This is a genomic window from Streptomyces sp. NPDC053427 (assembly GCF_044544985.1).
Lineage (GTDB): Bacteria > Actinomycetota > Actinomycetes > Streptomycetales > Streptomycetaceae > Streptomyces.
Genome location: NZ_JBITYA010000006.1, coordinates 288,412 through 305,702 on the forward strand (window position 1 = coordinate 288,412; position 17,291 = coordinate 305,702).

17 protein-coding genes and 1 riboswitch are annotated in these 17,291 nt (G+C 71.1%); of the genes, 6 read left to right on the forward strand and 11 right to left on the reverse strand.

Going from position 1 to position 17,291, the window contains the following annotated elements; all coding sequences use genetic code 11:
* The first annotated feature begins 8 nt into the window (after window positions 1-8).
* From cas2e to ACIGWZ_RS18730, 3 genes are all read left to right on the forward strand, one after another.
* Window positions 9-338, forward strand: a complete 330-nt coding sequence (gene cas2e, locus ACIGWZ_RS18720) for a type I-E CRISPR-associated endoribonuclease Cas2e (protein ID WP_400065910.1) — start codon at window positions 9-11, stop codon at window positions 336-338.
* A gap of 832 nt (window positions 339-1,170) precedes the next feature.
* The gene (locus tag ACIGWZ_RS18725) at window positions 1,171-2,025 is read left to right on the forward strand and encodes a tyrosine-type recombinase/integrase (protein WP_400065912.1); all 855 of its coding nucleotides are present in this window, start codon (window positions 1,171-1,173) and stop codon (window positions 2,023-2,025) included.
* Window positions 2,022-2,330 carry a tyrosine-type recombinase/integrase gene (locus ACIGWZ_RS18730; RefSeq protein ID WP_400065914.1) on the forward strand — a complete coding sequence of 103 codons (309 nt, stop codon included), beginning with the start codon at window positions 2,022-2,024 and terminating at the stop codon, window positions 2,328-2,330. Before ACIGWZ_RS18725 ends, ACIGWZ_RS18730 begins: the two co-directional genes overlap by 4 nt.
* Here ACIGWZ_RS18730 and ACIGWZ_RS18735 read toward each other — a convergent pair.
* A complete protein-coding gene (locus tag ACIGWZ_RS18735) occupies window positions 2,278-3,690 on the reverse strand; it encodes a peptidase C39 family protein (RefSeq protein WP_400065916.1) in 1,413 nt (470 codons plus the stop codon). The two genes, ACIGWZ_RS18730 and ACIGWZ_RS18735, sit on opposite strands and share 53 nt — an antisense overlap.
* A 179-nt stretch (window positions 3,691-3,869) precedes the next feature.
* On the opposite strand from ACIGWZ_RS18735, the gene ACIGWZ_RS18740 reads away from it, so the two are divergent.
* The gene (locus ACIGWZ_RS18740; protein WP_400065918.1) at window positions 3,870-4,454 is read left to right on the forward strand and encodes a uridine kinase; all 585 of its coding nucleotides are present in this window, start codon (window positions 3,870-3,872) and stop codon (window positions 4,452-4,454) included.
* A gap of 492 nt (window positions 4,455-4,946) precedes the next feature.
* Window positions 4,947-6,860 (forward strand): AAA family ATPase, encoded by a 1,914-nt coding sequence (locus ACIGWZ_RS18745; protein WP_400065920.1) that lies wholly within the window; start codon window positions 4,947-4,949, stop codon window positions 6,858-6,860.
* A gap of 495 nt (window positions 6,861-7,355) precedes the next feature.
* Here ACIGWZ_RS18745 and ACIGWZ_RS18750 read toward each other — a convergent pair whose 3' ends face one another.
* The 10 genes from ACIGWZ_RS18750 to ribD all read right to left on the reverse strand — a co-directional run bounded on the left by ACIGWZ_RS18750 (window position 7,356) and on the right by ribD (window position 16,042).
* On the reverse strand, window positions 7,356-8,459 hold the full coding sequence (locus ACIGWZ_RS18750; RefSeq protein ID WP_400065922.1) for a hemolysin family protein: 1,104 nt from the start codon (window positions 8,457-8,459) through the stop codon (window positions 7,356-7,358).
* Complete coding sequence (locus tag ACIGWZ_RS18755; protein WP_400065924.1) at window positions 8,456-9,817, reverse strand: hemolysin family protein; 1,362 nt, start codon at window positions 9,815-9,817, stop codon at window positions 8,456-8,458. Before ACIGWZ_RS18755 ends, ACIGWZ_RS18750 begins: the two co-directional genes overlap by 4 nt.
* 174 nt (window positions 9,818-9,991) lie before the next feature.
* Entirely contained in the window at window positions 9,992-10,450 is a 459-nt protein-coding gene (locus ACIGWZ_RS18760) for a PH domain-containing protein (RefSeq protein WP_400065926.1), read from the reverse strand.
* Window positions 10,451-10,542: 92 nt separating this feature from the next.
* Window positions 10,543-11,391, reverse strand: a complete 849-nt coding sequence (gene hisG, locus ACIGWZ_RS18765) for an ATP phosphoribosyltransferase (RefSeq protein ID WP_400065928.1) — start codon at window positions 11,389-11,391, stop codon at window positions 10,543-10,545.
* Between the two features lie 53 nt (window positions 11,392-11,444).
* Window positions 11,445-11,717 (reverse strand): phosphoribosyl-ATP diphosphatase, encoded by a 273-nt coding sequence (locus ACIGWZ_RS18770; protein WP_400065930.1) that lies wholly within the window; start codon window positions 11,715-11,717, stop codon window positions 11,445-11,447.
* 34 nt (window positions 11,718-11,751) lie between these two features.
* On the reverse strand, window positions 11,752-12,237 hold the full coding sequence (gene ribH, locus ACIGWZ_RS18775; protein WP_400065932.1) for a 6,7-dimethyl-8-ribityllumazine synthase: 486 nt from the start codon (window positions 12,235-12,237) through the stop codon (window positions 11,752-11,754).
* Window positions 12,238-12,284: 47 nt separating this feature from the next.
* Window positions 12,285-13,607, reverse strand: a complete 1,323-nt coding sequence (locus ACIGWZ_RS18780; RefSeq protein ID WP_400065934.1) for a bifunctional 3,4-dihydroxy-2-butanone-4-phosphate synthase/GTP cyclohydrolase II — start codon at window positions 13,605-13,607, stop codon at window positions 12,285-12,287.
* On the reverse strand, window positions 13,604-14,257 hold the full coding sequence (locus ACIGWZ_RS18785; protein WP_400065936.1) for a nicotinamide riboside transporter PnuC: 654 nt from the start codon (window positions 14,255-14,257) through the stop codon (window positions 13,604-13,606). The genes ACIGWZ_RS18780 and ACIGWZ_RS18785 overlap by 4 nt, the downstream gene beginning before the upstream one ends.
* Complete coding sequence (locus ACIGWZ_RS18790) at window positions 14,254-14,898, reverse strand: riboflavin synthase (protein ID WP_400065938.1); 645 nt, start codon at window positions 14,896-14,898, stop codon at window positions 14,254-14,256. The genes ACIGWZ_RS18785 and ACIGWZ_RS18790 overlap by 4 nt, the downstream gene beginning before the upstream one ends.
* 1 nt (window position 14,899) lies before the next feature.
* Complete coding sequence (ribD, locus tag ACIGWZ_RS18795) at window positions 14,900-16,042, reverse strand: bifunctional diaminohydroxyphosphoribosylaminopyrimidine deaminase/5-amino-6-(5-phosphoribosylamino)uracil reductase RibD (protein WP_400065940.1); 1,143 nt, start codon at window positions 16,040-16,042, stop codon at window positions 14,900-14,902.
* Between the two features lie 151 nt (window positions 16,043-16,193).
* Window positions 16,194-16,324: riboswitch (FMN riboswitch) on the reverse strand.
* Between the two features lie 172 nt (window positions 16,325-16,496).
* Between ribD and ACIGWZ_RS18800 the strand changes: the two genes are divergently transcribed.
* Window positions 16,497-17,276, forward strand: a complete 780-nt coding sequence (locus ACIGWZ_RS18800; RefSeq protein WP_400065942.1) for an SDR family oxidoreductase — start codon at window positions 16,497-16,499, stop codon at window positions 17,274-17,276.
* Window positions 17,277-17,291 lie beyond the last annotated feature (15 nt).

Here is a 17,291-nt window from a genome sequence, read left to right on the forward strand (position 1 = left end):
GGCATCACATGCCATCAATGATCACCCTCACCATGACCGCCGTCCCCGACCATCTGCGAGGTGCACTGACACGCTGGCTCCTGGAAGTAACACCAGAGCTCTACGTCGGCACAGTCTCCGCGAAAGTCAGAGACGAACTCTGGAATGCCGTCAGCGCCTGCGTTGCCGACGGCATCGCAGTCCTCGCCTACCCCGCCAACAACGAACAAGGCTTCACCCTACGGACAGCCGGCCAACGACATCGGCACGTACGCGACTTCGACGGACTCACACTCGTCGCTTTCCGACACCGCGAAGCCCCCGAGGGAATAGGTCAAGAAGTAGCAAAGCCCTTCTAACTATGCAGGTCGCGAAGGGTGCTCTCCGCGCAGGCGGAGGTGAGTCGAACAGCAAAGCGCCCCGCCGACGAGGGCGGGGGTGCTCTTTGCGCAGGCGGAGGTGAGTCGATCGTCGCGAATGCCGCATTTCTCGCTTCAGGGTGCTCTCCGCGCAGGCGGAGGTGAGTCGTCGTGGGGCAACGGAGGGGGACTCTTTACGGCGTGCTCTCCGCGCAGACAGAGGTGGATCGGCGCTTGGACCGGCTGCTCAGACGCCTTCGACAGCTGCCTACCTCTGGGATTTTTCAGGGACTTTCAGCCCCGTCAGAGGGACTTTCAAGGGACTTTCGGCTGCCTAACGCGGCAAGCGCTTGAAAGGTCAGAAAGGGCCTCCGATGCAGGTCAGAGGCCCTATCCGAAGTGAAGCCCCAGGTGAGGGCGGACGAGTTGGCCTGTACGCCGGGTACAGCTCGACCTCTGACATCTGCGGCACGCCCAGGGCCTTTCGCGAGGAGCCCCAGCCACGTCGTCGGTTGACCGAGCCGGACATGGGAAGCCGAGCATTGCTCGCGACGACCGCGAACTTCCCTCCGCGCGCTTAACTGGGACATCCCATGATAATTATGCTCCTTTCCGTGCAATATTCGTCCGCTACACCAACTGTCGCCCCAACCCTGCGGCCGCACGGACGCTGCAGAGCGCTTCGATGGCACGCTTCGGCGCCCCATCGTCGATGACGCAACTCAAGGCTCTCTCCCGAGTTGCCGCGTAGCCAAATCATCAACCCGAGCCTGCATTTGGCGCGGCCGGAATTCCGAGCTACAACAACACACCCTGGCGGGAAGACCCGTCGGTGACGCTCGGACGGATTGGCACGGAATTGGCGACGGTAGTGGACAAAGGTGTTGGTGCGCCCGGCAAGCGATGGCTCGTACGGTACCGGGAGCCCGGTGGGCGTAGCGCTCGGCAGCGTGAGAAGGCGTTCGACCGCAAGAAGGACGCGGTGGATTTCGCCACCAAGATGGTGAACGACAAGCGGGAGAACAGCTACGTCGATCCAGCTGCCGGCAAGGTGTCGGTGCGGCGCCATGCGGCCGACTGGCTCGCTCTGAAGCCCATGGCTGCCGGCACGGAGGAGTCCTACGAGCGCATCATTCGTCTTCACGTCCTCCCGCAGCTGGGGAAGAAGACCATCTCCCAGGTCACTGCAGCCGACGTGGAGGAGCTGCACGCGCTCTGGCGCCGGCCGGGCGCGATGCCCAACACGATAGATTCCCGCCGCATTGCCCTGTCAGGGATGTTCTCTCACACGGTTCGCCACAAGAGGATCCGCGAGAATCCGGTCAAGCGGGCTGAGAGGCCCGCCAACCCCATCATGCAAGTGGATGAGAGGTCACTTCCCAACTTCGATGAGATTTCAGCCTTGGCCAAAGAGATTGGTCCACGCCTGGAGCCTGCTGTGTGGGTCATGGCGTGCTGCGGGTTGCGAATCGGAGAGTCACTGGGAGTCTTTCGGGAGGACATCGCCGACGGCACGTTGCGTTGCCGACGGCAGGTTGTACGTATCAAGAATTCCTCAGGCAAGTACGTTGCCCTCTACGCCCCGTTGAAGCATCGGAAAGAGGGCGCATGGCGCGATATACCGCGCCCGCCACCCTGGAGCCGATTGCCGAAAGGCTGCCCATTCGGAATCAGGCCGGAGGCATGATCCACCCGGAACTTTTCCGTAAGTCCTGGGATCGCGCCCTGAAGCGCCTCGGGCTTCTCGACTGCAACCCGCACGACCTGCGGCACAAATGGGCCACCGTGACCTTGAGCAACGGTGTGCCCCTCCACGAGGTGTCGCAGTGGACGGGCCACAGCTCCATCAAGATCACGGTGGACCGCTACGGCCACCTCACCCTCGACGGCAGCAAGCGCTGCCGTCAGATCATCGAGGCCACCTTCGGGGTGCAGATGCTCAGCGGATTCCCAGCTGCCACAGCACCCGGCGCTGAGTTGGTGCTGGCCTAGCCGGGAAGTAGAGGTAGCAGACACCTCCGCTACCGCTTCTGACCTTGCCTTTTTCGTCGTAGCGCTTCGTCCTCAGCCAGATGTTCTCGAACTGCCGGCGCTTGTAGACACGCCGTGCGGCCTGGTCGCTGGGCGACGCCGGGTCGTTGGCGATGACGTCGCCGGCCTTGGTGAAGCCGATGACGGTCATCAGATGGCCGGCGGTGCCGTACCCCGCGCCGTCCAGCTCGGTCTTGAGGAAGGACTGGGACGTTATGACCGGGATGCCCGCGTGGACGAGGCGCTCGGCGTCGGTGAGGGAGCTGAGGCGGGTGACGACCGACTGGAGGCCCTCGTACGTGGCGGCGTAGGCGGCGTTGAAGGGCCAGTTGCCGCAGCCCTCGTACTGGTAGTCGAAGGTGTGCCGGGCTGCGTGGCAGACCTGGGGGTCGGCGTAGGCGGGGTCGACCCAGGCCAGGTCCTCGGCGGTGGGCCTGCGGCCCCAGGACTCGATGATCATCTGGGAGGAGGTGGGGCTGCACCATGCCTCTCCCCCGTTGTCGTACTCCGGGTACTGCCCCTTGTGGATCTCCTGCGAGTAGCGCGGCACGGCCAGCTCCCGGCCGACCAGGCCGGGCTCGGAGGCCGGCACCTCGAAGCGGTCGGGGATGTCGGATGCCATGGCGCCCAGCCGCCACACGGTCGGGGTGAGCCAGCCGGTGGGCCTGCGGTAGCCGGCGGGCTTGCGGTAGAGGGTCACCCGCAGCGTGTACGAGGCCAGGCGGAGGCCGCTCGAAGGGGTGTCGATGGCGAAGGTGTCGGTGGAGATGCTGCTCGTGCCGTCCTTCTGGTCGTCGACGGAGGTCCGGCGGATGTCGCCCTCGCCGTCGCCCGACGTCCACCGTCCCATGACGTACCAGGGGGTGTGGCCACCATTCGTGTACGTCCCGCGCAGCTCCACGGCGATCCAGGTGCCGGCCGGGGTGTGCGCGTTCCAGGAGGCGACGACCTCGGTGGCCGGGACCTTCAGGGTGCGCACCGGGGCGGTCCAGGTGGCGTACTCCCAGGTGGCGGTCTTGCCGGTGTGCGGGTCCTGGTAGTCGACGGTGCCTTGGGGCCGCGTGATACGGATGCCGGGGCGGGCGCCGTGCGCGACGCCGGTGCCCAGGTGCTTGCCCGCGTGCCAGTCGGCCGCGGTGGTCGAGGCGTGATAGTCCACGAGGCTCTTCGATCTGCGGGGCGCGGCGCTCTCCTCGGAGGCACCCGTGGCGGTACGAGGGGCCGTCCGGGGCTCCTCGGCGGCATGCGCCAAGGGGGTGGCGCCCGCCGCGGCGGCGAGCGCGGCGGCCAGGACGGTGCGCCGGGGTGCGGAGCTGGTCATATGGAGGTCCCCCAGTCGGATGCGGGCGATCGGGTGCAAGGGGTCGGGCCGGGACAGCGGGCGGGCACGTGCATGACAGCGATGGCCCAACTATCTCCGTTCACCACGGGCTTCGGCCAGCGGTTCGGCGCGCGTCGCCGCAGGAATATTGGTGTGGACCACTGACGTACGCTGACGGGGTGGAACACGATCTGACCCCGCTCGCCGCCCGGCTGCGCGCCCTGCCGCCCTCCTGCGGGCCGGTCCGGCTGATCGCGGTGGACGGGCACGCGGGGTCGGGCAAGAGCACCTTCGCCGCCCGGCTGGCGGATGCGCTCGGCGGGGCGCCGGTGGTGCACACCGACGATCTGGCCACCCATGACGAGCTGTTCACCTGGGACGAGCGGTTCCGGGAGCAGGTGGCGGAGCCGCTGTCCCGGGGCGAGAGCGGGCACTACGGGGTCTACGACTGGGTCCGGCGCGCATTCACCGAGCGGCGGGAGGTGGCTCCCGCGCCCGTGGTGCTGATCGAGGGCGTCGGCAGCGGCCGTCGTGCGCTGCGTCCGTATCTGGCATGTCTTCTGTGGATGGAACTGGCGCGCGAACACTCATGGGAAAGGGGTCAACTCCGGGACGGGCCGGGCCTTTCGGTCTTCTGGGATGGCTGGATCCGTGCGGAGCGCCGGCACTTTGCGGCGGACCCCTCACGTCCATACGCGGATCTCCTGGTTCACCAGGGACAGCTGGGGTACGAGGTACGTGTGGGGCCGTCCGGAGGCTCATGATCACCCCCGGATTTCACCCTCCGTAACGGCATACGGCCGGGACGCGGGGAGGTGACGACAGGGTCCCGCCGAGTGCGCCAACTCGGCTTGACCTAGGGGGCGTACAGGACTTACGTTCTCAATGTGCGGTTCAACGGACCGCCCGCAGACGCGAAGCCCCCGGTTGTTCCCCCGTGATCGGGGGCTTCGTTCTGTGCGAAATCCCTCCGGGATCCCCTCTCCGGGCCGCCAGAGGCCGCCCGATCCTCACCCTCGGTGACCATACTCTTCGCGCCGCAAAGCGCCACCGCTCCCGCCGCTCTCCCCCGTGCCGCCCTCTTCGGCCTGCACCGATCCCGCGGGTACGATGCGTGTCTGTGCCTGTACAGGGCCCGGACCGCTGTGCGTGCCGCGACGGACAACTCCCGCCCGCCGTACGACGGTTCGGGCGGCGGCGGTCCGGCACACACCCGGCGGCGCACACCTCGGGGGGACGTTTTGTGGGGGGACGGGATGGATTTCGGCACTCAGGGCTCGCCCGCCCCGGCCGAACTCGCCTGGCTGCGCGCGGTCGACGCCTACACCGTGGGCGCGTATCCGCAGGCCGAGGAGGAGTTCCGGGCCGCGGTCGGGCTCGATCCCACGATGGCCGACGCCTGGCTCGGACTGCACGCGCTGCGCGCCGACACCTCCATCGCGCTGCTGCGGATGCACCAGCACCGCGAGCGCTTCGGGGAACAGCGCACCCGCCACCGACGCACCCTCAACTCCTGGTACTGGCTGGGCTGGTGGGTCCAGCCGGTGCTGGAGACCGGCCGCGATCTGCTGCTCGCGCACGCCTCCCACTGGCTCGACGGCCGCCATGTCGCCGAACTCGACCAGGCGCTGGCCGGCTGCCCGCCGGTCGACACCGACCCCCAGGTCCGCTTTCTGCACGCCTGCCGCGCCTACCTCGTCAAGGACTGGGACCAGCTCGTACGGCACACCGAGCCGCTGCTCGCCGACCCGGTGCTGGGTATCGAGGCGGGACTGTTCGGCGGCATGGCGCGCGTACGGCTGGAGATGTACGGGCAGGCCGAGCCGCTGCTGGCCACCGCGCTGATGCGCTGCCGCAGCGAGCAGCCGCAGCGCAAGGAGCTGCGCTACTGGCTCGCGCGCGCCCACGAGGGCACCGGCCGCAGCGCCGCGGCCCTCCCCCTCTACCGCGCGGTGCACCGCGTCGACCGGGCGTTCATGGACACCGCGGCGCGGCTCGCCGCCATCGCCGAGGCGGACGGCCTGGACGAGGGCCCCGGCCTCGCAACGGTCTCCGCCTCGGGCGCAGGCCAGGAGGCGGCCGGCGATCTGGACCCGCTCGCCCCCCTCGACCCCGTGGACGGCCGGGAGCTGCTGGCGACCGGTGAGCCGGACGGGCCGGAGGTCACCGATCCCGACCTCGGCGGTCCGCCGCCCGGGAGCGGCACCACCGCACGGATCAAGGCCGCGGCGCCCGGCCCGCGCGGCGCCGAGCGGCTGCCCGCCGGCCCCGCCGATCCGGTGCTGCTGGAGAAGGCGCTGGCCGAGCTGGAGCGGATGGTCGGCATGGAGCCGGTCAAGCGGCAGGTGCGGGCGCTGTCGGCGCAGCTGCGGATGGCGCGGCTGCGCGCGAGCCAGGGGCTGCCCGTGGCGCCGCCCAAACGGCACTTCGTCTTCTCCGGGCCCTCCGGCACCGGCAAGACCACCGTGGCCCGGATACTCGGGCGGGTCTTCTACGCGCTGGGGCTGCTCGGCGGTGATCATCTCGTGGAGGCTCAACGCGCCGACCTGGTGGGCGAGTTCCTGGGCCAGACCGCCGTCAAGGCCAATGAGCTGATCGACTCGGCGCTGGGCGGGGTGCTGTTCGTCGACGAGGCGTACAGCCTGTCCAACTCCGGTTACAGCAAGGGTGACGCGTACGGCGACGAAGCCCTCCAGGTGCTCCTCAAGCGCGCCGAGGACAACCGCGACCGGCTCGTCGTCATCCTGGCCGGCTACCCGGAGGGCATGGACCGCCTCCTGGCCGCCAACCCGGGACTGTCCTCCCGCTTCACCAGCCGCGTCGACTTCCCCAGCTACCGCCCGCTGGAACTGACCGCCATCGGCGAGGTGCTGGCCGCGGAGAACGGCGACCGCTGGGACGAGGAGGCCCGCGACGAGCTGTGCAGCATCAGCGGCCATGTCGTCGACCAGGGCTGGATCGACGAGCTCGGCAACGGCCGGTTTCTGCGCACCCTGTACGAGAAGAGCTGCGCCTACCGCGATCTGCGGCTGTCCACCTGGCGCGGCACCCCGTCCCGCGACGACCTCGCCACGCTGCGGCTGCCCGATCTGATGCAGGCGTACGGGGAGGTGCTGTCCGGGCGCGGGCCGGGTACGCAGGGGCCGCCGCCCAGGGGGCTGGACCTGTAGCGGGCAAGGGGAACTGGGCCTCAGGGGTGGTCGAACGGATCCCGTAGGGGTTGCGAGCGCCCCCTGCGGGGCCACAACGCGGCGGTGCCGGGCGGTATTCCCCGGGGGGGACCGCCTGATCGACAGGCCGCTGCCCAGCCGGCCGACGCCCGGCCGAACGCTGCCCGGCGAAGCCCGGGCCAGGCAGACACCGGCAGGTCGGACGCCGGTCGGCGAGACCCCGACCAGCCAGGCACCGGCCGGTCGGACACCGCCCGACGAGACCCCGACCAGCCAGGCACCGGCCGGTCGGACACCGCCCGACGAGACCCCGACCAGCCAGGCACCGGCCGGTCGGACTCCGGTCGGCGAACCCTTACCGGTCGGACACCGCCCCTCGGACACTCCCCGGTCAGCCGATACCCGACCGGCCGCTGCCCGGGCGGCGTACCCACACGGCCCCGGGCCGTGCGCCCCGGACGTACCCGCCCGTCACCTCATCGCCCCGTCACCTCATCACCCCGCCAGCGCCCGGTCCCCCTCCGGCAGGGCACGCGGGGCGGCGACGCGTTCGGCGCGGGCCGCGGGGGTGCGGCGGTGGGACGGGTCGCGGACCTCGCCGACCAGCATCTCCAGGACGTCCTCCAGCGCCACCAGGCCGAGCACCCGGCCGGTCCCGTCGGCGACCGCCGCCAGGTGGGAGGCGGCCCGGCGCATCGCCGTCAGGGCGTCGTCCAAGGGAAGCTCGGCGCGCAGGGTCGCCATCGGGTGCCAGATGCGCTGCGGGACCGCGCGGTCGCGTTCCTCCAGATCAAGGACGTCCTTGACGTGCAGATAGCCCATGTACGCGCCGCCGGGGGCGCAGACCGGGAAGCGGGAGTAGCCGGTCTTGACGGTCAGCTCCTCCACCTGGCGGGGCGTCACCGTCGGATCGACGGTGATCAGGCCCGCCCGGTCGAGGAGGACGTCGGTGACGGGGCGGCTGCCGAGCTCCAGGGCGTCGGAGAGCCGTTCCTGTTCCTCCGGTTCGAGCAGGCCCGCCTGGCCGGAGTCCTCGACCAGATGCGTCAGCTGCTCGCTCGTGAAGACCGCCTCGACCTCGTCCTTGGGCTCGACGCGGAAGAGCCGCAGCACACCACGGGCGCAGGCGCCGAGCAGCGCGGTGACCGGGCGGCACAGCCGCGCGAAGGCGACCAGGCCGGGGCTGAACCACAGGGCGGTCTTCTCGGGCGCCGCCATCGCCATGTTCTTGGGGACCATCTCGCCGATGACGAGGTGGAGGAAGACCACCAGCGCCAGGGCTATGACATAGCCGAGGGGGTGGATGAGGGCCTCGGGGAGGTGGATCGCCTCGAAGGCGGGCTCCAGGAGGCCGGCGACGGTCGGTTCGGCGACCGCGCCGAGGGTCAGGGAGCAGACGGTGATGCCGAACTGGGCGGCGGCCATCATCTGCGGGAGGTTCTCCAGGCCGTGCAGGACCTGGCGGGCCCGCTTGGAGCCTTCCGTCGCCAGCGGTTCGATCTGGCTGCGGCGCACCGAGACCAGGGCGAACTCGGCACCGACGAAGAAGCCGTTGGCGAGCACGAGGAGTATCGCGAAGAGAAGCTGGGCCAGGGTCATCGGGCCGCCTCCGCGGCGAGCGGAGCGGCGGTCGCCGCGGCGGGCACGGCGGCGGGTCCGGTCCGTACGATCCTTATCCGCTCGGCGCGGTGGTGGGAGACCAGCCGGACCCGCAGCCGCCAGCCGTCGAGTTCGGCGGTGTCGCCGGGCGCCGGGATCCTGCCGAGTATGTGTGCCACCAGTCCGGCCACCGTCTCGTACGGGCCGTCGGGTGCCTCCAGGCCGATCCGCCGCAGCATGTCGACCCGGCAGCCGCCGTCGGCGTCCCAGGCGGGGCGGCCGTCCTCGGCCGGGGCCTGGCCCAGTTCGGGCAGGTCCACCCCGTCGTGTTCGTCGCGGACCTCGCCGACGAGTTCCTCGATGATGTCCTCCAGGGTGACCACACCGGCCGTGCCGCCGTACTCGTCGACGACGACCGCGATCGGCTGTTCGCTGCGCAGCCGCTCCAGCAGCGGCTGCACCGGCAGCGTCTCGGGGACCAGGAGCGGCGGTACCGCGATCCGGCTCGCGGGGGTGCGCAGCCGCTCGTGCACCGGGATGGCCAGCGCATCCTTGAGGTGGACCATGCCGACGACCTCGTCGAGCCGGGTGCGGTAGACGGGGAAGCGGGACAGGCCGGTGGCGCGGGTGAGGTTCACCACGTCCTCGGCGGTCGCGGAGGCCTGCAGGGCGCTGACCCGTACGCGCGGTGTCATGACGTTCTCCGCGGTCAGGTCGCCGAGCGTGAGGGTGCGGACGAAAAGGTCCGCGGTGTCCTGTTCGATGGCGCCGGCCTGGGCGGAGTGCCGGGCGAGCGAGACCAGTTCGCCGGGCGTCCGGGCGGAGGCCAGCTCATCGGTCGGCTCCACGCCGAGCGCGCGGACGAGGCGGTTGGCGACGGTGTTGAGGAGGGTGATCACCGGGCGGAAGAAGCGGGAGAAGGCGTTCTGCGGACCGGCGACGAAGCGGGCGACCTGGAGCGGCTTGGAGACCGCCCAGTTCTTGGGGACCAGCTCGCCGACGACCATCTGGACGGCGGAGGCCAGCAGCATGCCGAGGACGACGGCGACACCGGGCGCCGCGGCCTCGGGCAGGCCGATGGCGCGCAGCGGGCCGTCCAGCAACCCGGCCAGCGCGGGCTCGGCCAGCATGCCGACCACCAGGGAGGTGATCGTGATGCCCAGTTGGGTGCCGGAGAGCTGGAAGGAGAGTTCGCGGAGCGCGGAGACGACGGTCGCGGCGCGCCGGTCGCCGTCGGCCGCGGCGCGCTCGGCGTCCGCCTTCTCGACGGTGACGAGGCCGAACTCGGCGGCGACGAAGAATCCGTTGGCCAGGATCAGGACGAGGGCCGCCGCGAGCAGCAGCAGGGGGCCGGTCATGCCGCCGCCTCCGTGGTATGCGGGGGTTGGGGAGGGGCGGCGCAGGTACTACAGGACGATCCGTCCATTGCCGGAGGGAGTCACTCCTCGGTTCGCAGGTGGCCCACTGAGGGGCGGGACGCACGGCGCGTCCCGGAGAACAGAGTAAACAGCCAGGCCCGGATTAGGGCAGGCTCACCCGGCCGTGTGGTCGCCGGTGCCGTGGTTCTCGGCGAGTTCACGCAGGGCGCGGGCGTCACGGATGGCGGCTTCGCGGGCGATGCCGGGCTGGATTCCCATCGCGGGCAGGCTGGTGCCGTCGGCGAGGTCGAGGTGGACCCAGGGGTCGCCCTGGCGGAGGTTGACCCGCACCACCTGGGCCCAGGCCAGTTCGCGCCGGGTGGTGAGGTTGACGACGGTGAGGCCCTCCTGCCGCGCGACCACCTTGGGGCGGGCGAGCAGCAGAAGGACGGCCAGGATCAGCAGCCCCGTACCGACGAAGCTCAGGCGCTCGCCGCCGGTCAGCTTCGGCAGCAGCAGCGCGATCGCCGTCAGGGCGGCGAGCTGGGCGATGCCCGCGGTGTACAGGACGGCCCGGGTACGGGCCGGCCGGAAAGTCACCGGGAGGGCGGGCACGGATGCAGGCGCGGACACGTCGTCGGTCTTCCGTCGTTGGCGGGGATGGGGGTCCCCCCTGCTCATGGGGGTCCCCCCGCTCGAGAAGTCGAGAGCTTGAGGGAGGGCGGTCAGAGCCGGCAGGCGTGGATGCCGGTGGTGAGGATCGCGCGGGCGCCGAGGTCGTAGAGCTCGTCCATGATGCGCTGGGCCTCCTTGGACGGGACCATCGAGCGGACCGCGACCCAGCCCTCGTGGTGCAGGGGGGAGACGGTGGGCGATTCCAGGCCGGGGGTGAGGGCGACGGCCTTCTCGACGTGCTCGACGCGGATGTCGTAGTCCATCATCACGTACCGGCGGGCCACCAGGACGCCCTGCATACGGCGCAGGAACTGGCGGACCTTCGGGTCGTCCTCGGGGGCGCCGGCGCGGCGGATGACGACCGCTTCCGAGGTGAGGATCGGCTCGCCGATGATCTCCAGGCCGGCGTTGCGCAGGGTGGTGCCGGTCTCCACCACATCGGCGATGATCTCGGCGACACCCAGCTGGATGGCGGTCTCGACGGCGCCGTCGAGGTGCACGACGGAGGCGTCCACGCCGTTGTCCGCGAGGTGCTTGCCGACCAGGCCGGCGAACGAGGTGGCGATCGTCATGCCGCCGAACTCGCTGACGTCGTTGGCCGTACCCGGGCGGGTGGCGTAGCGGAACGTCGAGCCGGCGAAGCCGAGCTGCATGATCTCCTCGGCCTGCGAGCCGGAGTCCAGCAGCAGGTCGCGGCCGGTGATGCCGATGTCGAGCTTGCCGGAGCCGACGTAGACCGCGATGTCGCGCGGGCGCAGGAAGAAGAACTCGACCTCGTTCTCGGCGTCGACCAGGACCAGTTCCCTGCGGTCCTTGCGCTGGCGGTAGCCGGCCTCATGCAGCATCGCCGACGCAGGCTCGGACAGTGAACCCTTGTTGGGGACAGCGATGCGCAGCATGAGTGCAGGTTCCTTTGCAGCTGAAGGGAGTTGAGGTGGGAGCGGGGGGTGGATCAGAGGTGGGCGTAGACGTCGTCGAGGGAGATTCCCTTGGCGATCATCATCACCTGGAGGTGGTAGAGGAGCTGGGAGATCTCCTCGGCGGCGGCCTCGTCGGATTCGTACTCCGCGGCCATCCAGACCTCGGCGGCCTCTTCGACGACCTTCTTGCCGATGGTATGGACACCGGCCTGCACCAGTTCGGCGGTGCGGGAGGTCGCGGGGTCGCCGGTGGCGGCCTTCTGCTGGAGCTCGGCGAAGAGCTCCTCGAAAGTCTTCTTGGACATGGTGACGCCTACCCTACGCGGTCGCCCCCTCGCCTCAGCGCCAGGGTTCGGAGACGGTGCGCAGTGTGGCCGCGGTGGCGACGGCCGCGGTGACCGCTTCGTGGCCCTTGTCCTCGGTCGAGCCCCGAAGGCCGGCGCGGTCCAGGGCCTGCTGCTCGGTGTCGCAGGTCAGCACGCCGAAGCCGACGGGGACGCCGGTGTCCACGGAGACCTGGGTCAGCCCCTGGGTGACGCCCTGGCAGACGTAGTCGAAGTGCGGGGTGCCGCCCTTGATGACGACGCCGAGCGCGACCACGGCGTCGTAGCCGCGGCCGGCCAGGACCTTGGCGACGACCGGCAGCTCGAAGGCGCCGGGCACCCGCAGCAGGGTCGGCTCGTCGATGCCCAGCTCGGTCAGGGCGCGCAGCGCGCCGTCCACCAGGCCGTCCATGATCTGCTCGTGCCACTGGGCGGCGATCACGGCGACCCGCAGGTCGCCACAGTTCTTCACGGTCAGTTCGGGTGCGCCCTTGCCGCTCACGGTTCTCCTCGTACGGGTGATGGGGGTGGTGGTGTGCTGACTGCTGGTTACTGGTTGCCGCAGGTGGTCGCGCCGGCAGGGGGTGCGGCGTCGGCCGCTCCGGTGGAGCCGGTGCCTGCTTCGGAGAGCCAGGGCAGGTCGTGGCCCATGCGGTCCCGCTTGGTGCGCAGGTACCGCAGATTGTGCTCGCCGGCCTGGACGGGCATCGGCTCGCGGCCGGTGACCGTCAGGCCGTGCCGCACCAGGGCTGCGGTCTTGTCGGGGTTGTTGGTCATCAGACGCAGCGAGCGCACGCCCAGGTCCTGGAGCATCTGTGCGCCCGCGGCGTAGTCGCGGGAGTCGGCGGGCAGCCCCAGTTCGAGGTTGGCGTCCAGGGTGTCGCGGCCGCGCTCCTGGAGTTCGTAGGCGCGCAGTTTGGACAGCAGTCCGATGCCGCGGCCTTCGTGGCCGCGGAGGTAGATGACCACGCCGCGTCCGGCCTCGGTGATCCGTTCCAGCGAGGCCTCCAGCTGGGGGCCGCAGTCGCAGCGCTGCGAGTGGAAGATGTCGCCGGTCAGGCACTCGGAGTGGACCCGGACCAGGACGTCCTCGCCGTCGCCGATCTCGCCGGCGACCAGCGCGATGTGCTCGACGCCGTCGACGGTGGAGCGGTAGCCGTACGCGGTGTACTCGCCGTGCGCGGTGGGCAGCCGGGTCTCGGCCTCGCGGCGGACGGTGGGGGTGGAGGTGCGGCGGTAGGCGATCAGGTCCTCGATGGAGATGATCGCCAGGCCGTGCTTACGGGCGAACGGCACCAGCTCGGGCAGCCGCAGCATCGTGCCGTCCTCGCCGGCGATCTCGACGATGGCGGCCGCCGGGCGCAGTCCGGCCAGCCGGGCGAGGTCGACGCCGGCCTCGGTGTGGCCGTTGCGGACCAGGACGCCGCCGGGCCGGGCGCGCAGCGGGAAGATGTGGCCGGGCCGGACGAAGTCGCCGGCCACCGAGTCGCCGGAGGCGAGCAGCCGCAGGGTGGTGGCGCGGTCGGCGGCGGAGATGCCGGTGGAGATGCCGTGCGCGGCGGTGGCGTCGACGGAGACGGTGAAGGCGGTCCGCATCGACTCGGTGTTGTTCTCGACCATCTGGGGGAGTTCCAGCCGGTCCAGCTCCGGGCCCTCCATGGGGGCGCAGATCAGTCCCCGGCATTCGCTCATCATGAAGGCGACGATCTCGGGGGTGGCCTTCTCGGCCGCGATGACGAGGTCGCCTTCGTTCTCGCGGTTCTCGTCGTCCACGACGACGACGGGGCGGCCGTCGGCGATGTCGGCGATGGCCCGTTCGACGGGGTCCAGCGCCAGGTCGTCGGACTCGTACCAGCTCTGCAGTGCGGTCATGCCGCTGCTCCTTCCAGGACGGGGCGAGCAGCGGCGCGCGAGCGCACCCACCAGTCGCGCATGCCCCACACGACGAGGGCGAGATAGACGACGTAGACGAAGCCGGAGAAGGCGAGGCCGCTGGCGAAGGCGAGCGGGACGCCGACGATGTCGACCAGCAGCCAGGCGAACCAGAACTCGACCAGGCCGCGCGCCTGGGAGACCATCGCGGCGAGCGTGCCGACGAAGATGTAGGCGTCCGGCCAGGGGTTCCAGGACAGCTGCGGGAGCAGGGTGAACAGCGTGCCGACGGCCGCGGTGCCCAGGGCCGTACCGGCGATCAGGACAGCGCGTTCGCGCCAGCTCGCGAACCGTACGGCGATGGAGCCGTCCTGCGCCTGCTGCCGGCCGCGCTGCCACTGCCGCCAGCCCCACAGCGCGACGCCGATGACCAGGAGCTGTTTGCCGATGCCGCCGCTGAGGTGGGCGGAGGCGTAGGCGGCGACGAGGACGACGCCGGAGAGGAACTGGGCGGGCCAGGTCCATATGGACCGCCGCCAGCCGAGGGCGAGGGCCACCAGGCCGATGGTGTTGCCGACCATGTCCGACCAGATGACGTGCTGTCCGAAGGCCGTGAAGGCCTCGCCGTTCAGCCAGCCGAGGGCGCTCAACGGTCCATCTCCTTGATCTCCGCGAGGTCTTCGAGGTCTTCGAGGTCGCCGGAGCCCCGGCCGAGCAGCCGCTCGACGTACTTGGCGAGGATGTCGACCTCGAGGTTGACGGGGTCGCCGACCCGCTTGATGCCCAGGGTGGTCAGGTCGAGCGTGGTGGGGATGAGGCTGATGGTGAAGTAGTCGTCCCCGGCCTCGACGACGGTCAGGCTGACGCCGTCGACGGTGATGGAGCCCTTCTCGACGACGTACCGGGCGAGCGTGGCGGGCAGCGCGATCTTGACGAGCTCCCAGTGTTCGCCCGGGGTGCGTTCGGCGAGGGTGCCGGTGCCGTCGACATGGCCCTGGACGAGGTGCCCGCCGAGCCGTCCGCCGAGCGCCATCGGGCGCTCCAGGTTGACCCGGGAGCCGGCGGCCAGCGCTCCGAGGCTGGAGCGGTTCAGGGTCTCGGCCATCACATCGGCGGTGAATTCCCCGTTCTCCGTCTCCACGACGGTCAGACACACACCGTTGACGGCGATGGAGTCGCCGTGCTTGGCGTCCTCGGTGACGACGGGGCCGCGCAGTCGGAAACGGGAGCTGTCGCCGAGGTCCTCGACGGCGACGACCGCACCCAGTTCTTCGACGATTCCGGTGAACACTTCAGTTCTCCTCGTGGCGGGCATGCTCAGCAGGGGCATGGCGGATGGGGGTTGCGGTGATGCGCAGATCGGGGCCGAGCCGTTCGATGTCGGTCACGTCGAGCCGCAACGCCTGGGCGATGGTGGTGATTCCGGCGTCGCCGACGGCGGCCGGTCCGGCGCCGAGCAGCACCGGGGCGAGATAGCCGACGACCTTGTCGACGGCCTGGGCGGCGAGGAAGGCCCCGGCGAGCGTGGGCCCGCCTTCGAGGAGTACGGAGCGGACGTCCCGCTCGTACAGGGCCGTCAGCAGGGCGGGGATGTGCAGGCCGCGGCCGCCGGCGGCGCGGGGCAGCCGGAGGAGCGGGGCGAGTCCTTCGAGGTGGGTGGCGTCCGCGTCCTCGGCGACCGCGATGAGGGTGGGTGCGGTGCCGTCCAGGACGCGGGCGCCGGCCTTGACGGCGGTGGCGCCGGAGTCGACGACGACCCGCAGCGGCTGGCTGATCTCGTCGTCGCCGAGGCCGGCGATCCGGGCGCCGAGCTGGGGGTCGTCGGCGCGGGCGGTGCCGGAGCCGACGATGACGGCGTCCGCGGCGGCGCGCAGCCGGTGGACGTCGGCGCGTGACCGGGGCGAGGAGATCCAGCGGCTGGTGCCGTCGGCGGCGGCGATCCGGCCGTCGAGGGTGGCGGCGTACTTCCACAGCACGAAGGGGCGGTGGCGCAGGACCGAGGTCAGCCAGGCCTCGTTGCCGGCCGCGGCCTCGTCGGCGAGGAGTCCGCCCTCGACGTCGATGCCGGCCTCGGCCAGGGTGACGGCGCCGCCGGTGGCGGTCGGATTCGGGTCGGCGACGGCGTAGACGACCCGGGCGATCCCGGCGTCGATCAGCGCCTGGGCGCAGGGGCCGGTGCGGCCGGTGTGGTTGCAGGGTTCGAGGGTGACCAGTGCGGTGCCGCCCCGGGCCCGCTCGCCCGCCGCCTGCAGCGCGTGGATCTCGGCGTGCGGCCCGCCGGCCCGCTGATGCCAGCCCTCACCGGCGGTACGGCCGGAGGAGTCCAGGACGACACAGCCGACCACCGGGTTGGGGCTGGTGTGTCCGAGGCCGCGCGCGGCGAGCTCAATGGCCCGGCGCATCGCCGCGGTCTCGTCGGGGGCTGCGGTGGCCACCGGGTCCTCCTGCCTCTTCGGGCACGGACTCCGGGGCTGTCTGGACGACAGAAGCGGAAACGAGGCCACGGGGACACCGCGGCCGGAAAAGGGGGGCTCGCCGGGATACGACCCGACGCGCCGCCGACGGCGGTGTACCGAAGCTCGCCCGCCGCGCACTGCCTCCCATCCGGACTTTCACCGTCGGTGCAGGAATTTCACCTGCTCAACCGGCCGCTGGCTGCGGACGGGTCGCGGACTGTTACCGCCGGTTCGGAATTACACCGACCCCGGAGTGCGCTGCTGCTCTTATGTCAGTACAGCTTCAGTCTGCCACGGCTGATCGTCGGCCATGCGGGCGAGGGCCTGTGGGGTGGCTCACAGGACGCGGCGCGCGTCGGGTGTCACGCGCGGCCCGGCCGTCTCGTCACAGTGGGAACTGTACGTACCTGCGCACCCAAGGACGGATTCCGCAATGGCGACAATTTTGGTGACCGGCGGCACGGGCACGCTCGGGCGGATCCTGGTCGACCGGCTGCTCGACGACGGCCACGACGTGCGGTCGCTGAGCCGGCGGCCGCACACCGGCCGGGAGCGGCGCGGGCTGCGGGCGTACGCGGTCGATCTGCGCGACGGCACCGGGCTGGACGAGGCGATGGCGGGGGTGGACGCGATCGTGCACTGTGCCTCGTCGCCGGCCGGCGGGGACACGGAGGCGGCGGGGCGCCTGATCGACGCGGCGAAGGCGGCGGCCGTACCGCATCTGGTCTACATCTCGATCGTCGGCGTGGACCGGGTCCCGATGCGCTACTACCGCGCCAAGCTCGCGGTGGAGCGGCTGATCGAGGAGTCCGGTCTCGGCTGGAGCGTGCTGCGCACGACGCAGTTCCACGAGCTGGTGCTCGGGGTGATCAAGGCGGGGGCGCGGTCGCCGGTGCTGCCGGTGCCGGTGGGTGTGCGGGTGCAGCCGGTCGAGGTGGCCGAGGTGGCCGCCCGGCTGGCCGAGCTGGTGGGCGGGGCGCCGGCCGGGCGGGTCACCGACCTCGGCGGTCCCGAGGTGCTCGGGACCGCCGAGCTGGTACGCGCCACCCTGGAGGCGGGCGGGCGGCGCCGGCTGCGGGTGCCGCTGTGGCTGCCGGGCCGGACGTTCGCGGCGCTGCGGCGGGGCGGGATCCTGACGCCGGAACACGCGGACGGCAGGCGGACGTACGCGGAGTTCCTGGCGGAGCGGGCCGGGGGCGGGGCGCGGCGGTGACGGGCGGTCCCGGGC

What these genes read in the sequence shown, in the direction of transcription:
- cas2e (WP_400065910.1), top strand. Translation starts at nt 9, where the DNA reads ATGCCATCAATGATCACCCTCACCATGACCGCCGTCCCCGACCATCTG.
- ACIGWZ_RS18730 (WP_400065914.1), top strand. Translation starts at nt 2,022, where the DNA reads ATGATCCACCCGGAACTTTTCCGTAAGTCCTGGGATCGCGCCCTGAAG.
- ACIGWZ_RS18735 (WP_400065916.1), bottom strand. Translation starts at nt 3,690, where the DNA reads ATGACCAGCTCCGCACCCCGGCGCACCGTCCTGGCCGCCGCGCTCGCC.
- ACIGWZ_RS18745 (WP_400065920.1), top strand. Translation starts at nt 4,947, where the DNA reads ATGGATTTCGGCACTCAGGGCTCGCCCGCCCCGGCCGAACTCGCCTGG.
- ACIGWZ_RS18750 (WP_400065922.1), bottom strand. Translation starts at nt 8,459, where the DNA reads ATGACCCTGGCCCAGCTTCTCTTCGCGATACTCCTCGTGCTCGCCAAC.
- ACIGWZ_RS18755 (WP_400065924.1), bottom strand. Translation starts at nt 9,817, where the DNA reads ATGACCGGCCCCCTGCTGCTGCTCGCGGCGGCCCTCGTCCTGATCCTG.
- hisG (WP_400065928.1), bottom strand. Translation starts at nt 11,391, where the DNA reads ATGCTGCGCATCGCTGTCCCCAACAAGGGTTCACTGTCCGAGCCTGCG.
- ACIGWZ_RS18770 (WP_400065930.1), bottom strand. Translation starts at nt 11,717, where the DNA reads ATGTCCAAGAAGACTTTCGAGGAGCTCTTCGCCGAGCTCCAGCAGAAG.
- ACIGWZ_RS18780 (WP_400065934.1), bottom strand. Translation starts at nt 13,607, where the DNA reads ATGACCGCACTGCAGAGCTGGTACGAGTCCGACGACCTGGCGCTGGAC.
- ACIGWZ_RS18800 (WP_400065942.1), top strand. Translation starts at nt 16,497, where the DNA reads ATGGCGACAATTTTGGTGACCGGCGGCACGGGCACGCTCGGGCGGATC.